General features: G+C 69.6%; 14 protein-coding genes and 1 pseudogene. 7 read left to right on the top strand and 8 right to left on the bottom strand.

Annotated elements, in window-relative coordinates:
* Positions 1 to 172: 172 nt before the first annotated feature.
* Together manD and AC1DCG_RS15210 are read left to right on the top strand one after the other, a co-directional pair.
* A complete protein-coding gene (gene manD / locus AC1DCG_RS15215; protein ID WP_477027751.1) occupies positions 173 to 1384 on the top strand; it encodes a D-mannonate dehydratase ManD in 1212 nt (403 codons plus the stop codon).
* Positions 1385 to 1486: 102 nt separating this feature from the next.
* Positions 1487 to 2239, top strand: a complete 753-nt coding sequence (locus AC1DCG_RS15210) for a FadR/GntR family transcriptional regulator (protein WP_165256972.1) — start codon at positions 1487 to 1489, stop codon at positions 2237 to 2239.
* Positions 2240 to 2297: 58 nt separating this feature from the next.
* Here AC1DCG_RS15210 and AC1DCG_RS15205 read toward each other — a convergent pair whose 3' ends face one another.
* Together AC1DCG_RS15205 and AC1DCG_RS15200 are read right to left on the bottom strand one after the other, a co-directional pair.
* Positions 2298 to 3605, bottom strand: a complete 1308-nt coding sequence (locus AC1DCG_RS15205) for a hypothetical protein (protein WP_477027750.1) — start codon at positions 3603 to 3605, stop codon at positions 2298 to 2300.
* 41 nt (positions 3606 to 3646) lie between these two features.
* Positions 3647 to 4429 carry an EndoS/ChiA family endoglycosidase gene (locus AC1DCG_RS15200; RefSeq protein WP_477027749.1) on the bottom strand — a complete coding sequence of 261 codons (783 nt, stop codon included), beginning with the start codon at positions 4427 to 4429 and terminating at the stop codon, positions 3647 to 3649.
* Positions 4430 to 4577: 148 nt separating this feature from the next.
* Here AC1DCG_RS15200 and AC1DCG_RS15195 point away from each other — a divergent pair, with 148 nt between their 5' ends.
* Both AC1DCG_RS15195 and AC1DCG_RS15190 read left to right on the top strand, forming a co-directional pair.
* Positions 4578 to 5171, top strand: a complete 594-nt coding sequence (locus AC1DCG_RS15195) for a TetR/AcrR family transcriptional regulator (protein WP_477027748.1) — start codon at positions 4578 to 4580, stop codon at positions 5169 to 5171.
* 36 nt (positions 5172 to 5207) lie between these two features.
* Positions 5208 to 6185: a zinc-binding dehydrogenase gene (locus tag AC1DCG_RS15190; RefSeq protein WP_477027747.1), complete on the top strand. Its 978-nt coding sequence runs from the start codon at positions 5208 to 5210 to the stop codon at positions 6183 to 6185.
* 64 nt (positions 6186 to 6249) lie between these two features.
* Here AC1DCG_RS15190 and AC1DCG_RS15185 read toward each other — a convergent pair whose 3' ends face one another.
* The 5 genes from AC1DCG_RS15185 to AC1DCG_RS15165 all read right to left on the bottom strand — a co-directional run bounded on the left by AC1DCG_RS15185 (position 6250) and on the right by AC1DCG_RS15165 (position 11195).
* Positions 6250 to 6831: an SCO family protein gene (locus tag AC1DCG_RS15185; RefSeq protein ID WP_477027746.1), complete on the bottom strand. Its 582-nt coding sequence runs from the start codon at positions 6829 to 6831 to the stop codon at positions 6250 to 6252.
* 2 nt (positions 6832 to 6833) lie between these two features.
* Positions 6834 to 7271, bottom strand: coding sequence for a copper chaperone PCu(A)C (locus AC1DCG_RS15180; protein WP_477027745.1), 438 nt, complete (start codon positions 7269 to 7271; stop codon positions 6834 to 6836).
* A 2-nt stretch (positions 7272 to 7273) separates the two neighbouring features.
* The gene (locus tag AC1DCG_RS15175; protein WP_477027924.1) at positions 7274 to 8608 is read right to left on the bottom strand and encodes a PepSY-associated TM helix domain-containing protein; all 1335 of its coding nucleotides are present in this window, start codon (positions 8606 to 8608) and stop codon (positions 7274 to 7276) included.
* Positions 8605 to 10650: a TonB-dependent receptor family protein gene (locus AC1DCG_RS15170; RefSeq protein WP_477027744.1), complete on the bottom strand. Its 2046-nt coding sequence runs from the start codon at positions 10648 to 10650 to the stop codon at positions 8605 to 8607. The genes AC1DCG_RS15175 and AC1DCG_RS15170 overlap by 4 nt, the downstream gene beginning before the upstream one ends.
* 122 nt (positions 10651 to 10772) lie before the next feature.
* A complete protein-coding gene (locus tag AC1DCG_RS15165; RefSeq protein ID WP_477027743.1) occupies positions 10773 to 11195 on the bottom strand; it encodes a DUF2946 family protein in 423 nt (140 codons plus the stop codon).
* Positions 11196 to 11295: 100 nt separating this feature from the next.
* Between AC1DCG_RS15165 and AC1DCG_RS15160 the strand changes: the two genes are divergently transcribed.
* On the top strand, positions 11296 to 13092 hold the full coding sequence (locus AC1DCG_RS15160) for a DUF885 domain-containing protein (protein WP_477027742.1): 1797 nt from the start codon (positions 11296 to 11298) through the stop codon (positions 13090 to 13092).
* A gap of 153 nt (positions 13093 to 13245) precedes the next feature.
* Here the strand turns inward: AC1DCG_RS15160 and AC1DCG_RS15155 are convergent, their stop codons facing one another.
* Entirely contained in the window at positions 13246 to 13776 is a 531-nt protein-coding gene (locus AC1DCG_RS15155) for a dihydrofolate reductase family protein (protein WP_477027741.1), read from the bottom strand.
* A 251-nt stretch (positions 13777 to 14027) separates the two neighbouring features.
* Here AC1DCG_RS15155 and AC1DCG_RS15150 point away from each other — a divergent pair, with 251 nt between their 5' ends.
* A complete protein-coding gene (locus AC1DCG_RS15150; protein ID WP_477027740.1) occupies positions 14028 to 16079 on the top strand; it encodes a TonB-dependent receptor domain-containing protein in 2052 nt (683 codons plus the stop codon).
* Positions 16080 to 16126: 47 nt separating this feature from the next.
* Positions 16127 to 16477, top strand: a pseudogene (locus tag AC1DCG_RS15145) (hypothetical protein); the annotation flags it as partial.

Genomic DNA, 16477 nt, shown 5'->3' with positions numbered 1-16477 from the left:
TATCGCCGGACATCCGGCGAGGTGGTCGAGTCTCCGGCACATTATTGGTCTGACCAATGGATTGACAACCTCCCCGCCGCGTTTAAACGAAAGGGGGCCAGATCGCTCGCGGGCCCAGCGTCCGCCAAGACCTCGTCGCCGGCCAAACCGGCGCCGCCGCAGAAAGACGCCGATGCTCAAGATCACCGCCGCCAGGGTCATCGTCACCTGTCCGGGCCGCAACTTCGTCACCCTGAAGATCGAGACCAGCGACGGCGTGTACGGGATCGGCGACGCCACCCTGAACGGACGCGAGCTGGCGGTGGCCAGCTACCTCAACGATCACGTCATCCCCTGCCTGATCGGCCGCGACGCCCACCAGATCGAGGACATCTGGCAGTACCTCTACAAGGGCGCCTACTGGCGACGCGGTCCGGTGACCATGTCGGCCATCGCCGCCGTCGACATGGCCCTGTGGGACATCAAGGCCAAGGTGGCGAACCTGCCGCTCTACCAGCTGCTGGGCGGCGCCTGCCGCACCGGCGTGATGGTCTACGGCCACGCCAACGGCGCGACCATCGAGGAGACCCTCGACAACGCCGCCGTCTATGCCGAGCAGGGCTACAAGGCCATCCGCCTGCAGTCGGGCGTACCCGGACTGAAGACCGTCTACGGCGTCTCCAAGGACCGCTTCTTCTACGAGCCGGCCGACGCGGCCCTGCCCAGCGAAAGCCTGTGGTCGACGGAAAAGTACCTGCGCAGCGTGCCGCCGCTGTTCGAGGCCGCCCGCGAGAAACTGGGCTGGGACATCCATCTTCTGCACGACGTGCACCATCGCCTGACGCCCATCGAGGCCGGGCGCCTGGGCAAGGATCTGGAGCCCTACCGCCCGTTCTGGATGGAGGACGCCACCCCGGCCGAGAACCAGTCCAACTTCCGCCTGATCCGCCAGCACACCACTACGCCACTGGCCGTGGGCGAGGTTTTCAACTCGATCTGGGACTGCAAGCAGCTGATCGAGGAACAGCTGATCGACTACATCCGCGCCACCGTCGTGCACGCCGGCGGGATCACCCACCTGCGCCGGGTGGCCGCCTTCGCCGACATGCACGGCGTGCGCACCGGCTGCCACGGGGCCACCGACCTGTCGCCCGTCTGCATGGCCGCGGCCCTGCATTTCGACCTGTCGATCCCCAATTTCGGCATCCAGGAGTACATGCGCCACACTGCCGAGACCGACGCGGTGTTCCCCCACGCCTACAGCTTCGAGGACGGCATGCTGCATCCGGGCGAGGCGCCGGGCCTGGGCGTCGACATCGACGAGGACCTGGCGGCGAAATACCCCTACAGCCGCGCCTACCTGCCCGTGGCCCGCCGCGAGGACGGGTCGATGCACGACTGGTGAGATCGCCGCCGCGATCTTGTCAGACCAAATAGCCGGGGCGTCCGACAAGGGTTATGGTATCGAGGAGGGACCATCGGTTCCGAGCGTCGATTCCAGGAAGCCATGTCGGACAACGTCAAGCTCTACCGCAAGATCGCGGACACCGTCGCCGACGCCATCGAGGCGGGTCAGTACAAGCTGGGCGACCGCCTGCCGACCGAGCGCGAGCTGGCCGAGCAGTTCGGCGTCTCGCGCCCCACCCTGCGCGAGGCGATGATCGCCCTGGAAATGCTGGGCATGATCGAGGCCCGCCACGGCCTGGGCATCTATGTCACCGGCGATGTCCGCCCCGTCGCCCCGCAACCGGCCGAACGCGAGACCGAGATCGGCGCCTTCGAGCTGATCGAGGCCCGCCGCCTGTTCGAGGGCGAGGCCGCGGCCCTGGCCGCCACCTCGATCAGCGAGGAACAGATCGCCCAGCTGGAAAGCCTGCTCGAGCGCATGCACGAGGAGGAGGAGATCCGGGGCGAGGACGCCGACCGCGAGTTCCACCTCGTCATCGCCGCGGCCACCGGCAACGGCGCGATCATCGCCACGATCGAGAACCTGTGGGACTGGCGCAACCGCTCGCCCCTGGCCCGCAACATCCTGACCCGCGCCCGCGGCATGGGCCTGGAGCCCCGCATCGCCGAGCACCGCCGCGTGGTCGACGCCCTGAAGGCCCGCGATCCGGCCGCCGCCCGCCAGGCCATGCGCGACCACCTGGAACGCGTCATCGAGCACCTGCTGCACGCCACCGAGACCGAAGCCGTCGAGCGCGCCCAGCAGGAAACCAACGCCCGCCGCGACGCCATCGCCAAGCGCGTGGCGATCTAGAACGCAAAACGCCCCGGCGACGAACGCCGGGGCGCGGTTGCGCGTGGAAGCCGCGACCTTAGGTCGGCGTGCGGACCGCCATGCCGCGGAGCCAGAAGTAGGTCGTGCCGGTGCTGGCGACCTGCAGGCTGAAGGTGTTGGCGCCGGCCTTCACCAGCTGCGGCGGCACCACGAAGTAGTTGGCCTGGTAGCCGAAGCCGCCGCCGAGCACGACGTAGTTGGCGATGATCTGCGTGCCATTGACGCTGAGGCTGACCGGGGCGTTGCCGTCCTGGTTGCCGTTGCGCGACACCAGGCCGTCGAACTCGAACATCAGCGCCGCCGAGGCCGAAGCGGCCTGATAGGTCACCGACACCACGCCGTTCTGGGCGATCTTCACGTGGTCGCCGGCGAAGCTGCCGTCGTTCTGCGAGACCGTCAGCTGATTGGTCTTCGGCGGCGAGACCGAGAAGTCGGCTGTGGCCACGGGGGTGTAGAACTGGCCCTTGGAGACGGCGAAGTCATAGAGCCAGAAGAAGGTCGTGGCGTCGGGCGACACCGTCATGACGATGGTGTTGGCGCCGGACACGCACAGCTCGGCGGGCACAGCCACCTCGACCCACTGCGGCCCGAAGCCGCCGCCCGGCACCGTGTAGTCGGCCAGGATCGGCTTGCCGTTGAAGATCAGCGAGATCGGCGAGTGGCCGTCCTGGTTGCCGTTGCGCGACACCAGGCCGTACAGCGCGACGCTGACCTGCGCGCCCGGGCCCAGGTCGGTCAGCGAGAACTGCAGGCCGAAGCTGGCGTTCTGGGCGTACTTGTAGTGATCGCCTGCGAAGGTCCCGCCGTTGGTGGTGATCGACAGGCCCGCGCTCAGCGCCACCGGCGAGACGCGCAGGTTGGCCGCCAGGGCCTTGCCCACATAGGGCCCCGAGACGAAGTCGATCTCCAGGCCGTAGAGCCAGAAGAAGGTCTGGGCGTTGCCGGCCACCTGCAGCTGCAGGGCGTTGGGGCCGGCTTTCAGCAGGGCCGCGGGGATCGGGAAGATCGCGTCCTGCGGCCCGAAGCCGCCGCCCGGCATGGTGAAGCCCGAGACGATCTGGCCGCCGTTTACCTGCAGCGAGATCGGCGAGAAGCCCTCCTGATTGCCGTTGCGCGACACCAGGCCGTTCACCCGCACCGCCAGGGTCTTGGTGAAGGCGTTGGCGTCCAGGTTGAACTGCACGGTGACGGCGTCGTTGTTGCCCAGGCGCTGGTGATCGCCGACGGGCGAACCGCCGAGGGCTGAGATCGACAGCCCCTGGGTGGTCGGCGGCGAGGTGTTGAAGACGGCGGCGCCGAGCACGAGGCCGATGGCGGCGGTGTCGGTCGAGACGATGGCGTTCATGATGTTTCCTCCTTGATTGAACTCGGGTTTCGAACTCGCACTCAGGACAGGTTTTCGGAGATCTCGGCGCACCACTCCGCGGTCTGGTCCGTGGGCGGGGCGTTGAGGTTCCAGAGCATGATCCCGGCCTTGGAAGCGCCGGGCGGGTTCCAGGCCGCCAGCGGCGCCAGGTCGGCGAAGGCGGTGTTCTGGCCAGGATTGGCGGCGTCGGCGACGCCGATGGCGACCTTCTCGGGCCCGACGAGGCCCGCGTACTGGTCGAACATCGCCGTCTGGCCCTGCACGTCGTTCCAGTAGGCCATGGTGGCCACGAACGAGATCTGGTCCTTGACGTTCGCCAGGTAGGCGTCGCGCGTCGTCCCCAGATAGACCGGCAGGGTGATCAGCGCCGCCGGCCCCAGCGCCGCCCGCAGCGCCTTGATCACGTCGACGAAGTTTTCGTCGGGCGTGTAGTCGACGTCCTCGTTGTCGAGGTCGACGCCGTCCAGGCCCCAGTCGTCGACGACGATCGCCTTGACGTTGGCCGCGTAGGCCGTCGGGTCGAGATTGCCCCAGCCGCCCGGATGCCCGTCCCAGTTGGGCCTGCCGTTGATCGACATCAGGACCTTGACGCCCCGCGCCTGCAGGGCCTTGGCGCCGGCGCGGATCTCCTGCGCGCTGTGCTTGCTGGTCAGGAAGTCGAGCGTGATGGTGTCGCCCTGGTCGCTCGGCGCGTTCACCGCGAAGGCCAGCGCCACGACGCCCACCGAGGCCGGCGCGGCCTCGGGCGGCGGCCCGCCCTCGTTGTAGCCGAGCCAGTAGGCCATGAAGATCTGACTGGTCATTCCAAAGCCCCCCGAAAAACAACCTTGGGGCGATAATGAATTCTATACACCTGATAGATGTGCGAATCAGCACACGCAACCCAAGGGTGAGAAAAATTCGCAAATGCAGGAACTAGACGACCGGTCTATTATTTCCTAGATAACGATCATGACCGCCCGCAAGAAGTCAGAGATCACCCGCGAACATATCCTGGCCACCGGCCGCGACCTGGTGCTGCGCCAAGGGTTCGGGGGCATGGGCCTGAAGGAGCTGCTGGACGCCAGCGGCGTGCCCAAGGGTTCGTTCTATTACTACTTCGCCTCCAAGGAGGCGTTCGGCTGCGCGCTGCTGGAAGACTATTGCGCCGAGTACGGGGCCAAGCTGGCCGCGCTGTTCGACGCCGACGCCAGCGGCCGCCAGCGGCTGATGGCCTACTGGAACGTCTGGCTCGACGGCGACACGGCCTGCGGCATGGCCGATCGCTGCCTGGTGGTGAAGCTGGGCGCCGAGGTGTCCGACCTGTCGGAAGACATGCGGTCGATCCTCGACACCGGCGTCGAGCGCCTGGTGCGCCGCATCGCCGCCGTCATCGTCGAAGGCCGCGACGACGGCTCCCTGCCCGGCTCGGGCGATCCGGTCGCCACCGCCCGGGCGATGTACGCCCTGTGGCTGGGCGCGGCCATCCTGGCCAAGCTTTCCAAGGACCAGACGCCCCTGCGCGAGGCGATGGCCACCACCGAGATCCTGCTCGCGGCCGCCTGAGGCCGCTCCCCCTTCACGACGATAAGGAGAACACCCATGCGCAGCGCGATCCACGACGTGTTCGGCGATCCGGCCGAAGTCCTGGCCCTGGCCGACAGCCCGATCCCCGAGCCCGGCCCCGGCAAGGTGCGCGTGCGCACCCTGCTCTCGCCAATTCACAACCACGACCTTTGGACCGTGCGCGGCAACTACGGCTACAAGCCCGCCCTGCCCGCCATCGGCGGCAGCGAGGCCGTCGGGATCGTCGACGCCGTCGGCGAAGGCGTCGATGCGGCCCTGGTCGGCCAGCGCTTCGCCGTGGCCGGGGTGCACGGCAGCTGGGCCGAGTTCTTCATCGCCTCGGCCGCCGGCCTCGTGCCCGTGCCCGACGCCATCCCCGACGAGGCCGCCGCCCAGCTGATCGCCATGCCGTTCAGCGCCATCACGCTGCTCGAGACCCTGAACGTCGAGGCCGGCGACTGGGTCGCCCAGAACACCGCCAACGGCGCGGTCGGCAAGACCCTGGCCATGCTGGCCAAGGCCCGCGGCGTCAATGTCATCAACCTGGTCCGCCGCGACGCGGGCGTGGCCGAACTGGCGCAGCTGGGCATCGACAACGCCGTCTCCACCGCCGACGCCGACTGGAAGAAGAAGGTCGCCGAAATCACCGGCGGCGCGCCGATCAAGGCCGCCGTCGACTCCATCGGCGGAACCGCCTCGGGCGACATGGCCGACCTGCTGGGCGAGAACGGCCTCTTGATCTCGTTCGGCTCGATGACCGGCGAGCCGATGCAGATCTCGTCGGGCACGGTGATCTTCAAGCAGCTGACGGTGAAAGGCTTCTGGGGCTCGACCGTCTCGGCCAACATGACCGCCGACCAGCGCCGCCGCCTGATCGGCGAACTGCTGACCCAGGTCGCGACCGGCAAGCTGAAGCTGCCGACCGACGGCGTCTACGGCCTCGACCAGGTGTCGGACGCCGTGAAGGCCTCGCTGACCCCGGGCAAGACCGGCAAGGTCCTGCTGCGGCCTTGACGCACTCCTATCTCGTCATCCCGGGCGAAGGCGCGTAGCGCCGCAGACCCGGGATGACGAGAGCCTATCTCTTCAGCAGCGCCTTCAGCTGCGCCAGCCCGCGTTCGGGCGGGCCGCCGTAGCCGATCGGCTCGACGAAGGCGCCCTTGGCGTCGAACAGGTAGACCGCCGACGAGTGGTCGACCGTGTACTCCCCGCCCTCGATCGCCACCTTGCGGTGATAGATTCGGTAGGCCTTGGCCGCCGCGTCGGTCTGCGCCGTCGTGCCGGTCAGGCCTCGGATGCGGTGATCGAAGTTCGACAGATAGAGCTTCAGCTGGGCGGGCGTGTCGCGCTCGGGGTCGACCGAGACGAACACCACGTTCAGCTTTTCGGCGTCGGGACCCAGGTCCTTCAGCCAGCCGGTCATCTCGGTCAGGGTGGTCGGGCACACTTCCGGACAGAAGGTGAAGCCGAAGAAGATCGCCGTGGGCTTGCCCAGCAGATCCTTCTCGGTGACCGCCTTGCCGTCCTGGTCGACCAGCTGGAACGGCCCGCCGACATTGGCCGTCGAGGCGGCCTTGGCGTGCTCCTCGGCGCGGTCGCAGGCGGCCAGGGGCGCGGTGCAGATCAGCGCCGCCAGGACGAGTTTGGACAGGATACGCACGTCTACTTGCCTCCCACGGCCTTGACCGGCGCGTTGACCGTCACCGGCGGCGCCGACTTGAAACGCAGCGTCAGCGGCACGGTGCCCCCCGCCGCCAGATCGATCTTCGGGCCGATCACCATCAGGTGCTCCGCGCCCGGCTTCAGCGCCACGGCCTGGCCGGCCGGCAGCGCCAGGCCGTCGGTCAGCTTGCGCATGCGCATCACCCCGCCGTCCATCGACATGGTGTGGATCTCGGCCCGGGCCGCGGCCGGGGTCTCGACCGACACCAGGCGGTCGGCGGCCGGAGCCGTCAGGGTCAGGTAGCAGCCGCCGGCCGGCGCGCCCTTCGGCGCGGCCCGGCACCAGGCGCCCTCGACGGTCACCTTGGCGGGCGGGGCCGCCTGGGCCGCGCCGGCCAGCGCGACGACGGCGAGGATGGGGAGATAGAGGGTCTTCATGGTCAGGCTCCAGCCTCGAGGCGCCGCCGGGGGGAAAGGCGGCGCAGGATGAGATCAAGCGACAGGACCGCCGCCAGCGAGGCGCCGACGAGCGGGTAGAGAACGGCCAGGGGCAGGACGAGGGCCAGAAGCCCCCAATAGGCGCGGCGATCGGCCGGCGGGACCGGGGCGGCCAGCCGCCCCTTCGGACGGCGCTTCCACCACATGACCACGGCCGACACGCCCAGCAGCCACACCGCGATACAGCCGGCCAGCATCACCAGCTTGTTGGCGAGGCCGAACTGCTGGCCCTGGTGCACGGCGATGCCCCACTCGATGACCTTGGCCGCCGGACCGAAGTCGCGATAGCGCAGGTCGGCGATCACCCGGCCGTCGCCGCCGTCGAGATAGAGGGTGCGGGTGCGCTCGACCCGGTCGGGCATGTAGGCCGCCGTCCAGGTTCCGCCGTGGGTCTTGGGCAGGGTCAGGGTGAAGCCGTCGGTCAGGCCGGCGGCCTTCACCTTGGCGACGACGGCGTCGACGCCAAGGCTCATGTGGCCATGGCCCGAGGCGGGCGCGGCATGCGCCTGCAGCGCCCACGGCACGCCCTCGCTCGGCGCCTCGCCGGCATGGTGCGGCTGCGCGACCGGCGGCCGGGGACGGCCCCAGCCGGCCTGGGTCGTCAGCTGGCGGACCTCCTTGCCCCAGACGGCCGACCACGGCATGCCGGTGACCGCCAGGAACACGATCACCAGCCCCGCGAAGACGCCGGTCACGGCGTGCAGGTCGCGCCAGAACATGCGCTTGGCCGGCGTTCCGCGGACGGTGACGACGCCGCCGCCCCGCCCGCGCGGCCACCACAGGAAGACCCCCGTGGCGACCAGCACGATGGCCCAGCCGGCGACGATCTCGACCAGCAGGTTGGCGACGGGTCCGGCGATGTCCAGGCTGTGCAGGCGCTTGACCAGGCCCATGATCCCGCCCGGCGCGCCGACGCCCAGCACCCGGCCGGTATGCGGATCGACATAGGCCGTCCGCGCGCCGTCGTCTGTATCGAGCGCCAGCTGCACGGCGCGGTCGCCGCGCGTGGGGATGACCAGCTGCCGGACCTTGCCGCCCGCCGCGACCTCGGCCTGCGCGATCCAGACCGACGGCCGGGCCCTACCCGGACCGTCGGCGACCACCGCCAGGGGCCGCTGGACGATCGCAGCCAGCTCGTCCTTGAACAGGTAGAGCCCGCCGGTCAGCGCCAGCAGCATCAGGACCGGCAGCACCAGCAGGCCGGCGTAGAAGTGCCAGCGCCAGAAGGCGCGATAGACCTCGCCGGCCGGGGTTTCGCTCGCCGCCGCCATGGTCAGAACGACACCGTCACGCCGCCGAACACCGAACGGCCGTCGCCGGGCCAGACGGCGGCGGTGGCGGCGGTCCAGGTCGTGGCCGCCTGGACGTTGGAGACATAGGCCTCGTCCGTCAGGTTGCGGGCGTCGAGGAAGAGCGAGACCCTGTCAGTCGCCTTCCAGCCGGCGTTGAGATTGAGGATCGCGTAGGACGGCGCGGTCTTGGTGTTCTTGTAGTCGATCCACTGGTCGCGGGCCGACCACTCCACCGACGGGGCCAGGAACCAACCGGCGGCCGCGTCGTAGCGCAGCTCGGCCCGGTAGAAGTGCTCGGGCACGATGGGCAGGCGGTTGTCGCCGTACTGGGCGTCACCGTCGAAGCGGAAGTCCGACAGGGTGTAGGTCTGGCGCAGGCGCCAGCGCGGCGCGAAGGCCCAGTCCAGCGCCGCCTCGATCCCCTGGTGAATGGTGTCGTCGGCGTTGAATGTGGCGGCCGGATGCTGGCTGTCGACGGCGAACTGCAGGAGCTCGTTCTTCAGCTTGGCGCGATAGGCGGTCAGGTCGTAGGTGAACGGCCCGCGATGGCCCCGCGCGCCCGCCTCGGCGGTCCAGGCTTCCTGCGCCTGGATCGGCGCGAAGCCCACATTGCTCGGCGACAGCGAGCTGAAGTTGGGCGGCTCGACCGAACGGGTGACGTTGGCGAACAGCTGCGAACCGTCGTCGCCCTGCCACAGCACGCCCACGCGCGGCGACACCCACTCGTAGTCCTTGTCGGCCGCCAGATTGAAGGTCGTGGCTGCGGCGGGAACCTTGAAGCTCTGGTAGTCGCGCTCGGCCCGGCCCCAGGTCAGGCCGCCGACCAGGATCACGTGATCGGTGACGAAGAGGCGGCCCTCGCCGAACACGTCGGCGGCCTTGGCGTTCTGCAGCGACAGCGACTGCAGCGCGCCCCGCCCGCCCCGGACATTGGTGTAGAAGGCCGAGTCCAGGTCGCCCTGGCGGTACCAGGCGCCGACATAGGCGTCGGCCTTCAGCCCGCCGACCTCGCCGTCCCAGTCCAGCCGCCCGAAGGCGCCGTAGTTGCGGCTCTGCTGGTCGATGACCTGGAAGATCGGGTGGTCGAGGTCCTTCCAGACGGCATAGACCGCGCCCTGGAACACGGTGTGCTCGTCCAGCCGCCAGGTGGTGCGCAGCGAGCCGCGCAGGCCGCGCTGGTTGCGGCCCTGGTCGGCGGCGAGGCTGGCCGCCGCGCTCTGGCGCGGGTCGGCCTGGAACTGCGCCAGGGTCAGGGCCCCGGGGATCTCCTGGGCGATGTTGGAGCCGTTGAGGACGAAGCGCACCTCGCGGTCCTGCCCGAAGCTGCGCCCCAGGTTCAGCGTGGCGAACTGGATGTTCTGCTGGCTCTGCGAGCGCCAGCCCTGGCTGGTCTGGTTGGTGGCGGCGGCATAGAGGTCCCAGTCGCCTGACTGGCCGGCGATCGCGGCGTGCTCGCGGATCAGGCCGAACGAGCCGCCGTCGATGCGGACGCGGGCGTTGAAGCCGGCGTCCTTGCCCGTCGGCGTGACCATGTTCACCGCCCCGCCCAGCAGGGCCCCGCCGAAGCGCAGGGCGTTGCCGCCGCGATAGACCTCGGCGTAGCGGGTGTTCAGCGGATCGGCGATCTGGCTGTCGCCGTAGCCGTCGGCTTCGTTCAGCGGCACGCCGTCCTGGGCCAGCAGCAGGCCGCGGTTGTGGTTGGCGTTGCCGATCCCCGAGCCGCGGATCGAGATGCGCACGTCCCCGCCCCACTTGCGCTGGGCGTAGACGCCGGGGGCGTCGCGCAGCATGTCGTCCAACGCCAAGGCCTGGCGGCTGGCGTAGGATTCCTGCGAGATCACCGACACCGCGCCAGGCGTCTCGGACAGGCGCTTGCGGGCGTCGGCGACGACGGAGGGGTCCTCGGCGTTGCGGCGGGCGGTGACGATCACCGACGAAACGGCGCTTTCGGCGTCGTCGGGAGCCGCCAGAGCGGCGGCGGGCGCCAGCGCGGACAACGCGCAGGCGGCCAGGAGAACGGATTTCATCTTCGGGTCCTTGGACCATGCCCGGCATGGCCATCAGCAGGCGGATCTGGCCGGGCGCTGTCTGGCGCGCGGCGTTGCGAACCCGGCGCGCGGCCGGGCTTGGCCGGTCATGCGACCGGCGGTCAGATCAGCTGGCTGGGCGGTCCCCTGGCGGGAAGCGGCGGCGCGGCCAGGCCCCGGCCGGGGGCCAGGTGCACGGCGTTGGCCGGTTGCGGCTGGGCGGCGTAGGCGACGAACTCGACCGGGGCGACGGCCAGGTCGGCCGGCGGCGCGCCCATCGCAACGCCCAGGGCCGCGAAGGCGCAAGGCGCGTCGGCGGGCTTCTCGTCGGCGCCGTCCTTCTTGTGATCCAGGCGCTCGCCGGGGGCGACGACCATGGCTCCCTGACCGGTGCAGAGCACCAGGGCGAAGGGCAGGCCGTTGCGGGGTTCCGGGGCGGTCATGAAGCCGGCCGGGACCAGCACCTTCAAGACGACCGCCAGCGCCGCGAGCGTCATGAAGACGGCGCGGGCGTTGGTCCAGCGATGGCGGGTCGGCCGGGTCACGCTTCAGGCTTTAGCCCAAGCGACGCGGCTTGTCCTTGGTCATTCCGTCCCAGCCACATCATCCCTGGCGCGAAACGCGACGCAGGGTACAACCGAGCCCATGATCGACCGTCGTTCTTTCCTTGCGTCCGCCGCCGCCCTGGCCGCGCCCCTCCCCGCCCTGGCCCGCGAGACCGAGGGCGAGCGCCTGACCGGCGTGCTGGAAGGCCTGATCCAGAAGGCGATGCTCGACTCGCCGCAGCTGATGACCCTGACGGGCATGGACGCCGGCCCCAACGCCGCCGCGCGGGGCAAGCTGGACGACCGCTCGCCGGCCGGGATCGCCCGCACCCGCCAGCTGTTCGTCGACCTTCAGACCCAGCTTGCGACCTTCGACGCCAAGGCGCTGACCGGCATGGACCGGGTCAACCACCGCTCGGCCGCCTATCTGGCCGACACCACCCTGCAGAGCTACGCCATGCCGTTCGGCGACCCGAACGTCGGCGTCGCCGTGCCCTACATCGTCTCTCAGTTGTCGGGCGCCTATCGCGCCGTGCCCAGCTTCCTGGCCGACACCCATCCGGTGAAGACCAGGGAGGACGCCGAGGCCTACCTGTCGCGGCTTTCGGCCTTCGCCGTGCTGCTCGACCAGGAAACGGGTCGCGCCCGCGCCGACTTCGCCAAGGGCGCCACGCCGCCCGACTTCGTGCTGCGCACCACGCTCTCGCAGTTCTCGGCCCTGCTCGCCCCGGCGCCGGCCCAGTCGGAACTGGTCACCGGCCTGACCCGCCGCATCGCCGCCATCCCCGGGGATTGGGAGGCGCGCGCGGCCAGGATCGTCGAGGCCGAGGTCTATCCGGCCCTGCGCCGCCAGGCCGACCTGCTGACCGCCGCCCTGCCCACGGCCACCCACGACGCCGGCGTCTGGCGCCTGCCGGACGGCGAGGCCTACTACCGCTACGCCGTGCGCTCGGCCACGACCACGGATCTCGCCGGCGAGGAGATCCATCGCCTGGGCCTGGAGCTGGTGGCCCGCTTTTCCGCCCGCGCCGACGCCATCCTCAAGGCCCGCGGCCTGACCAAGGGCCCGGTCGGCGCCCGCATCGCCGCCCTGCGACGCGACCCGACCAATCTCTATCCCAACGACGAGGCCGGCCGCGCCGCCCTGCTGGCCGACCTGGAGGCCAAGACCCAGGCCATGCGCGAGCGCCTGCCCGGCTATTTCGGCCGCCTGCCCAAGGCCGGCGTGAAGATCCAGCGTATCCCGCCGTCGATCGAGAGCGGCGCGCCCGGCGCCTACTACACCCCGCCCAGCCTGGACGGCTCGCGCCCCGGCCTGTTCTCGATCAACCTGCGCGACACGGCCGAGCAGCCGCGCTTCGACCTGCCGACCCTGGTGTTCCACGAGGCCATTCCCGGCCACCACCTGCAGAACGCCCTGATGATGGAGGCGCCGGGCATCCCCACCCTGCGCCGCCTGCCGATCTTCTCGGGCTATTCGGAAGGCTGGGCGCTCTACGCCGAACAGCTGGCCGACGAGATGGGCGCCTACAAGGACGATCCGCTGGGCCAGCTGGGCTATGTCGCCTCGATGCTGTTCCGCGCTTCGCGACTGGTGCTCGACTCCGGCATCCACGCCAAGCGCTGGAGCCGCGAGAAGGCCATCGCCTACATGTCGGAAACCCTCGGCGACGCCGAAAGCTCGGTCACCCGCGAGGTCGAGCGCTATTGCGTGCAGCCCGGCCAGGCGTCCAGCTACATGCTGGGCTGGCGCACCTGGACCGACAGCCGCGCCCGCGCGCAAAAGCGGCTGGGCGACAAGTTCAGCCTAAAGGGCTTCCACGACACGGGCCTGACCGCCGGCACCATGCCGCTCGACGTCCTGGCCTCGGTGATCGACGAGTGGAAGGGGTCGTAGCGCCCCTATCCTGTCATCCCGGCCGCAGCGAAGCGGAGCGCCGGGACCTCCCACGTTTCAGATCCTGCCGACGCGGGAGATCCCGGCTCTGCGGACCGCTGACGCGCTCCTCCGGCCGGGATGACAAGTTTTCCTCGACGGGCAGTTGGCGAGTTAAAGCGGCACGTAGGTCAGCCTGACCACCTCGTCGCCGATGCGGGTGCTGTCCACCAGCCGCAGCTTGGGCCTGGATCCCGCGAAGAACGGTGACCCCTCGCCCAGCACGACGGGGTGCAGGTAGATCCGGTACTCGTCGATCAGGCCCAGCGCGGTCAGGCTGCGGGCCAGGTCCGGCCCGCCGACCTCGATCACCCCCTCGTGGCGATCCTTCAGCGCGCGGACGGTCGTCTCGAGGTCGCCCTCCAGCAGCGTGGCGTTCGGGCCGACCGATGTCAGCGAGCGCGACGCCACCCATTTCGGACAGCCCCGCCAGGCCATCGCGAAGTCGCGCCGCGCCTCGTCCCAATCGGGATGCTCCTCGTCCCAGTAGCTCATGATCTCGTAGAGGCGGCGGCCGTAGAGGCTGCCGGTGAGACTCCGCGCCTGATCGACGAAGTACTGGAACAGCACGGGATCGGGCCCGAACGCCATGTGGTCGACATAGCCGTCGAGGGACTGGTTCATGCCGAAGACGAGCTTGGCCATGCCGCGATCTCCATCCTGGCCCCTCAGGCAAGGCCCGGATCGAGGTTGCGCGGAAACGCGCCCGGGCACAAAGGGCCAGCACCCCTCTTCGCCCACTTTTGCGCCTTCGCATCAACTCGCTATTAAGAGTCACTTGCATTAAGGCCGAAAGGCGACCAAAAGCGTCGCCGTTCGGCGAAGCGCTCTGTCGGGAGTCGCTCGCCCATATGATGCGAATGATTCTTATTCGCTTAATATACGGGGATAGTCGTATGCGCATTTCCAACCGGACGCGCGGCTTGTTACTGGCCGGCGTCGCCAATCTCGTTCTCGCCGGCCTCGCCCACGGCCAGACCGCTGATGCGGCCGACGAGGCCGTCACCACCAGCAAGCTGTCGCTGGGCAAGGTCGTCGTCTCGGCCGGCCAGGAGAAGGTGGCGATCGACACGCCCCAGGCCGTGACCACGCTGGACCAGGACGACATCGACCAGGCCCAGGCCTCGACCATCGGCGACCTGCTGGCCGGCATCCCGGGCGTCAACACCATGGGCGGCGTCGGCTCGCTGGGCCAGGGCTTCAACATTCGCGGCATGGGCACGGGCCTGGCCGACAGCGACAGCCGCATCCTGATGCAGATCGACGGCGTCACGAAGTTCTTCGAGCAGTACCGGATGGGCGCGTTCTTCAGCGACCCCGAGCTCTACAAGCGCGTCGAGGTGCTGCGCGGTCCGGCCTCGTCCACCCTCTATGGCGCGGGCGCCCTGGCCGGCGTGGTCAGCTTCGCCAGCAAGGACGCCTCGGACTTCCTGCAGGGCGACGACCGCTTCGCCGTGCGCCTGCGCGGCGGCGTCGAGAGCAACGCCGAGGCCCGCTTCGGTTCGGGCATCCTGGCCTTCAAGCCGACCGACAAGCTGGAGGTGCTGGGCATGTACACCAGCCGCCGCAGCGACGAGTACGAGAACGGCAGCGGCGAGGTCGTGCCGGCCTCGGAAGCCAGCTCCGACAGTTACCTGCTGAAGGGCCGCTACACCTTCGGCAAGGACCACAGCGTCTGGGCCTCGTACCAGAACTGGAAGAACGACGGCGTCCAGATCTACGACCAGTCCGAAGCCATGGCCACGACCTCGGTGCGCCGCAAGACCACCGACGACACCGCCGTCATCGGCTACCAGAACGCCTTCGAAGGCAACGACCTGCTCGATTTCGAGGCCCAGGTCTCCTACGCCAACAGCAAGGTCAACCAGACCGACACCACCTTCCTGTCGGGGGTGCTGGAGTCGGAGTTCTCGTACAAGACCTACCAGGGCCGCGCCCAGAACACCTCGGAGTTCCAGTTCGGCGGCGACGGCGTCGCCTTCCTGACCGTCGGCGCCCAGGCCTACAAGCAGGAGCGCCGCAATCCGCGCCGCACGGCCACCGGCACCAACCACGGCGCGGCCACCCACCCCGAAGGCGACATGGAGAAGTACGGCCTGTTCGCCCAGGGCGAGGTCACCTACGGCAAGCTGACCGTGATCCCCGGCGTGCGCGTCGACTGGACCAAGCTGCAGCCTGGCCTGGGCGTGACCACGACCAGGAAGGTGAATGACGACGGCGTCTCGCCGAAGATCGCCGCCCTCTACACCCTGACCGAATGGGCTTCGGTGTTCGGCTCGATCGCCCACACCGTGCGCATGCCGGTGCTGGACGAGATCTACAGCCGCACCGCGACGGCCTCGACCAACTACAGCCTGAACCTCAAGCCCGAGGAGTCGGACAACTACGAGGTCGGCGGCACGCTGCAGTTCCGCAACCTGTTCGGCCAGGGCGACCAGGCGCGGATCAAGACCACCTTGTTCCGCAATGACGTCAGCAACCTGATCGCGCGCGGGACCTCGACCTCCAGCTACTTCGTCAACATCGGCGAGGCTCGCTATTCGGGCGTCGAGGTCGAGGCCGAGTACGGCGCCAAGCGCTTCTTCGCCCGCGGCGCGCTGTCGGTGATCGACGGCGAGAACCGCACGACGAACCTGCCGCTGAACACCATCCCGGCCGACACCCTGAACCTGACGCTCGGCTACGTCTTCCCGGCCCAGAACCTGACCGTGGGCTGGCGCGGCGAGTTCGCCGACGACCAGAACGAGACGACCACCGCCTCGCTGCGCACGCCGGGCTATGCGGTGCACAACCTGTTCCTGGCCTGGAAGCCGCAGGACGGCGTTCTGAAGGGCCTGGAGGTGCAGGCCGGTGTCGACAACCTGTTCGACAAGACCTTCCGCCGCCACCTGTCGTCGCTCGACGCCGAGGGCCGCACGGTCAAGCTCACGCTCGGCCGCACGTTCTGAAGATGAAGACGCCCTGGCATGTTCGAGCCTGGGCGACGGGGGCGTCGTTGGTCATCAACGGCGCCCTCGGGCTCGCCGTCGTCCAGTGGGAGCAGAGGCCCGTCCTCGCGCCCATGGACGACGCGGCCATGCTGATCTCGCTCGGCGATCCGGCGCTCGACGCCACGGACAACGCGACCTCGCCCGACGCCGCACCGGCCCCCACGCCGGAAACCGAGCCCGTCCCGCCGCAGCCTTCGCAGCCGGAAAAGCCCGCGCCCAAGCCCCTGCCGCCGCGTCCCGACGGCTGGCTGACGACGGCCGCGCCCAAGTCCGCGCCGCCTTCCCCGACACCGCCTTCCGAGGCCCCGCGCCAGGCCGCCCCCGCCGCGGCCCGGGCCGCCGTGCCGGCCGCCGCC

The organism is Caulobacter sp. 10L414 (assembly GCF_056395525.1).
The sequence above is the reverse complement of the archived record's forward strand: the minus strand, read 5'-3'. Positions and strand labels throughout refer to the sequence as shown.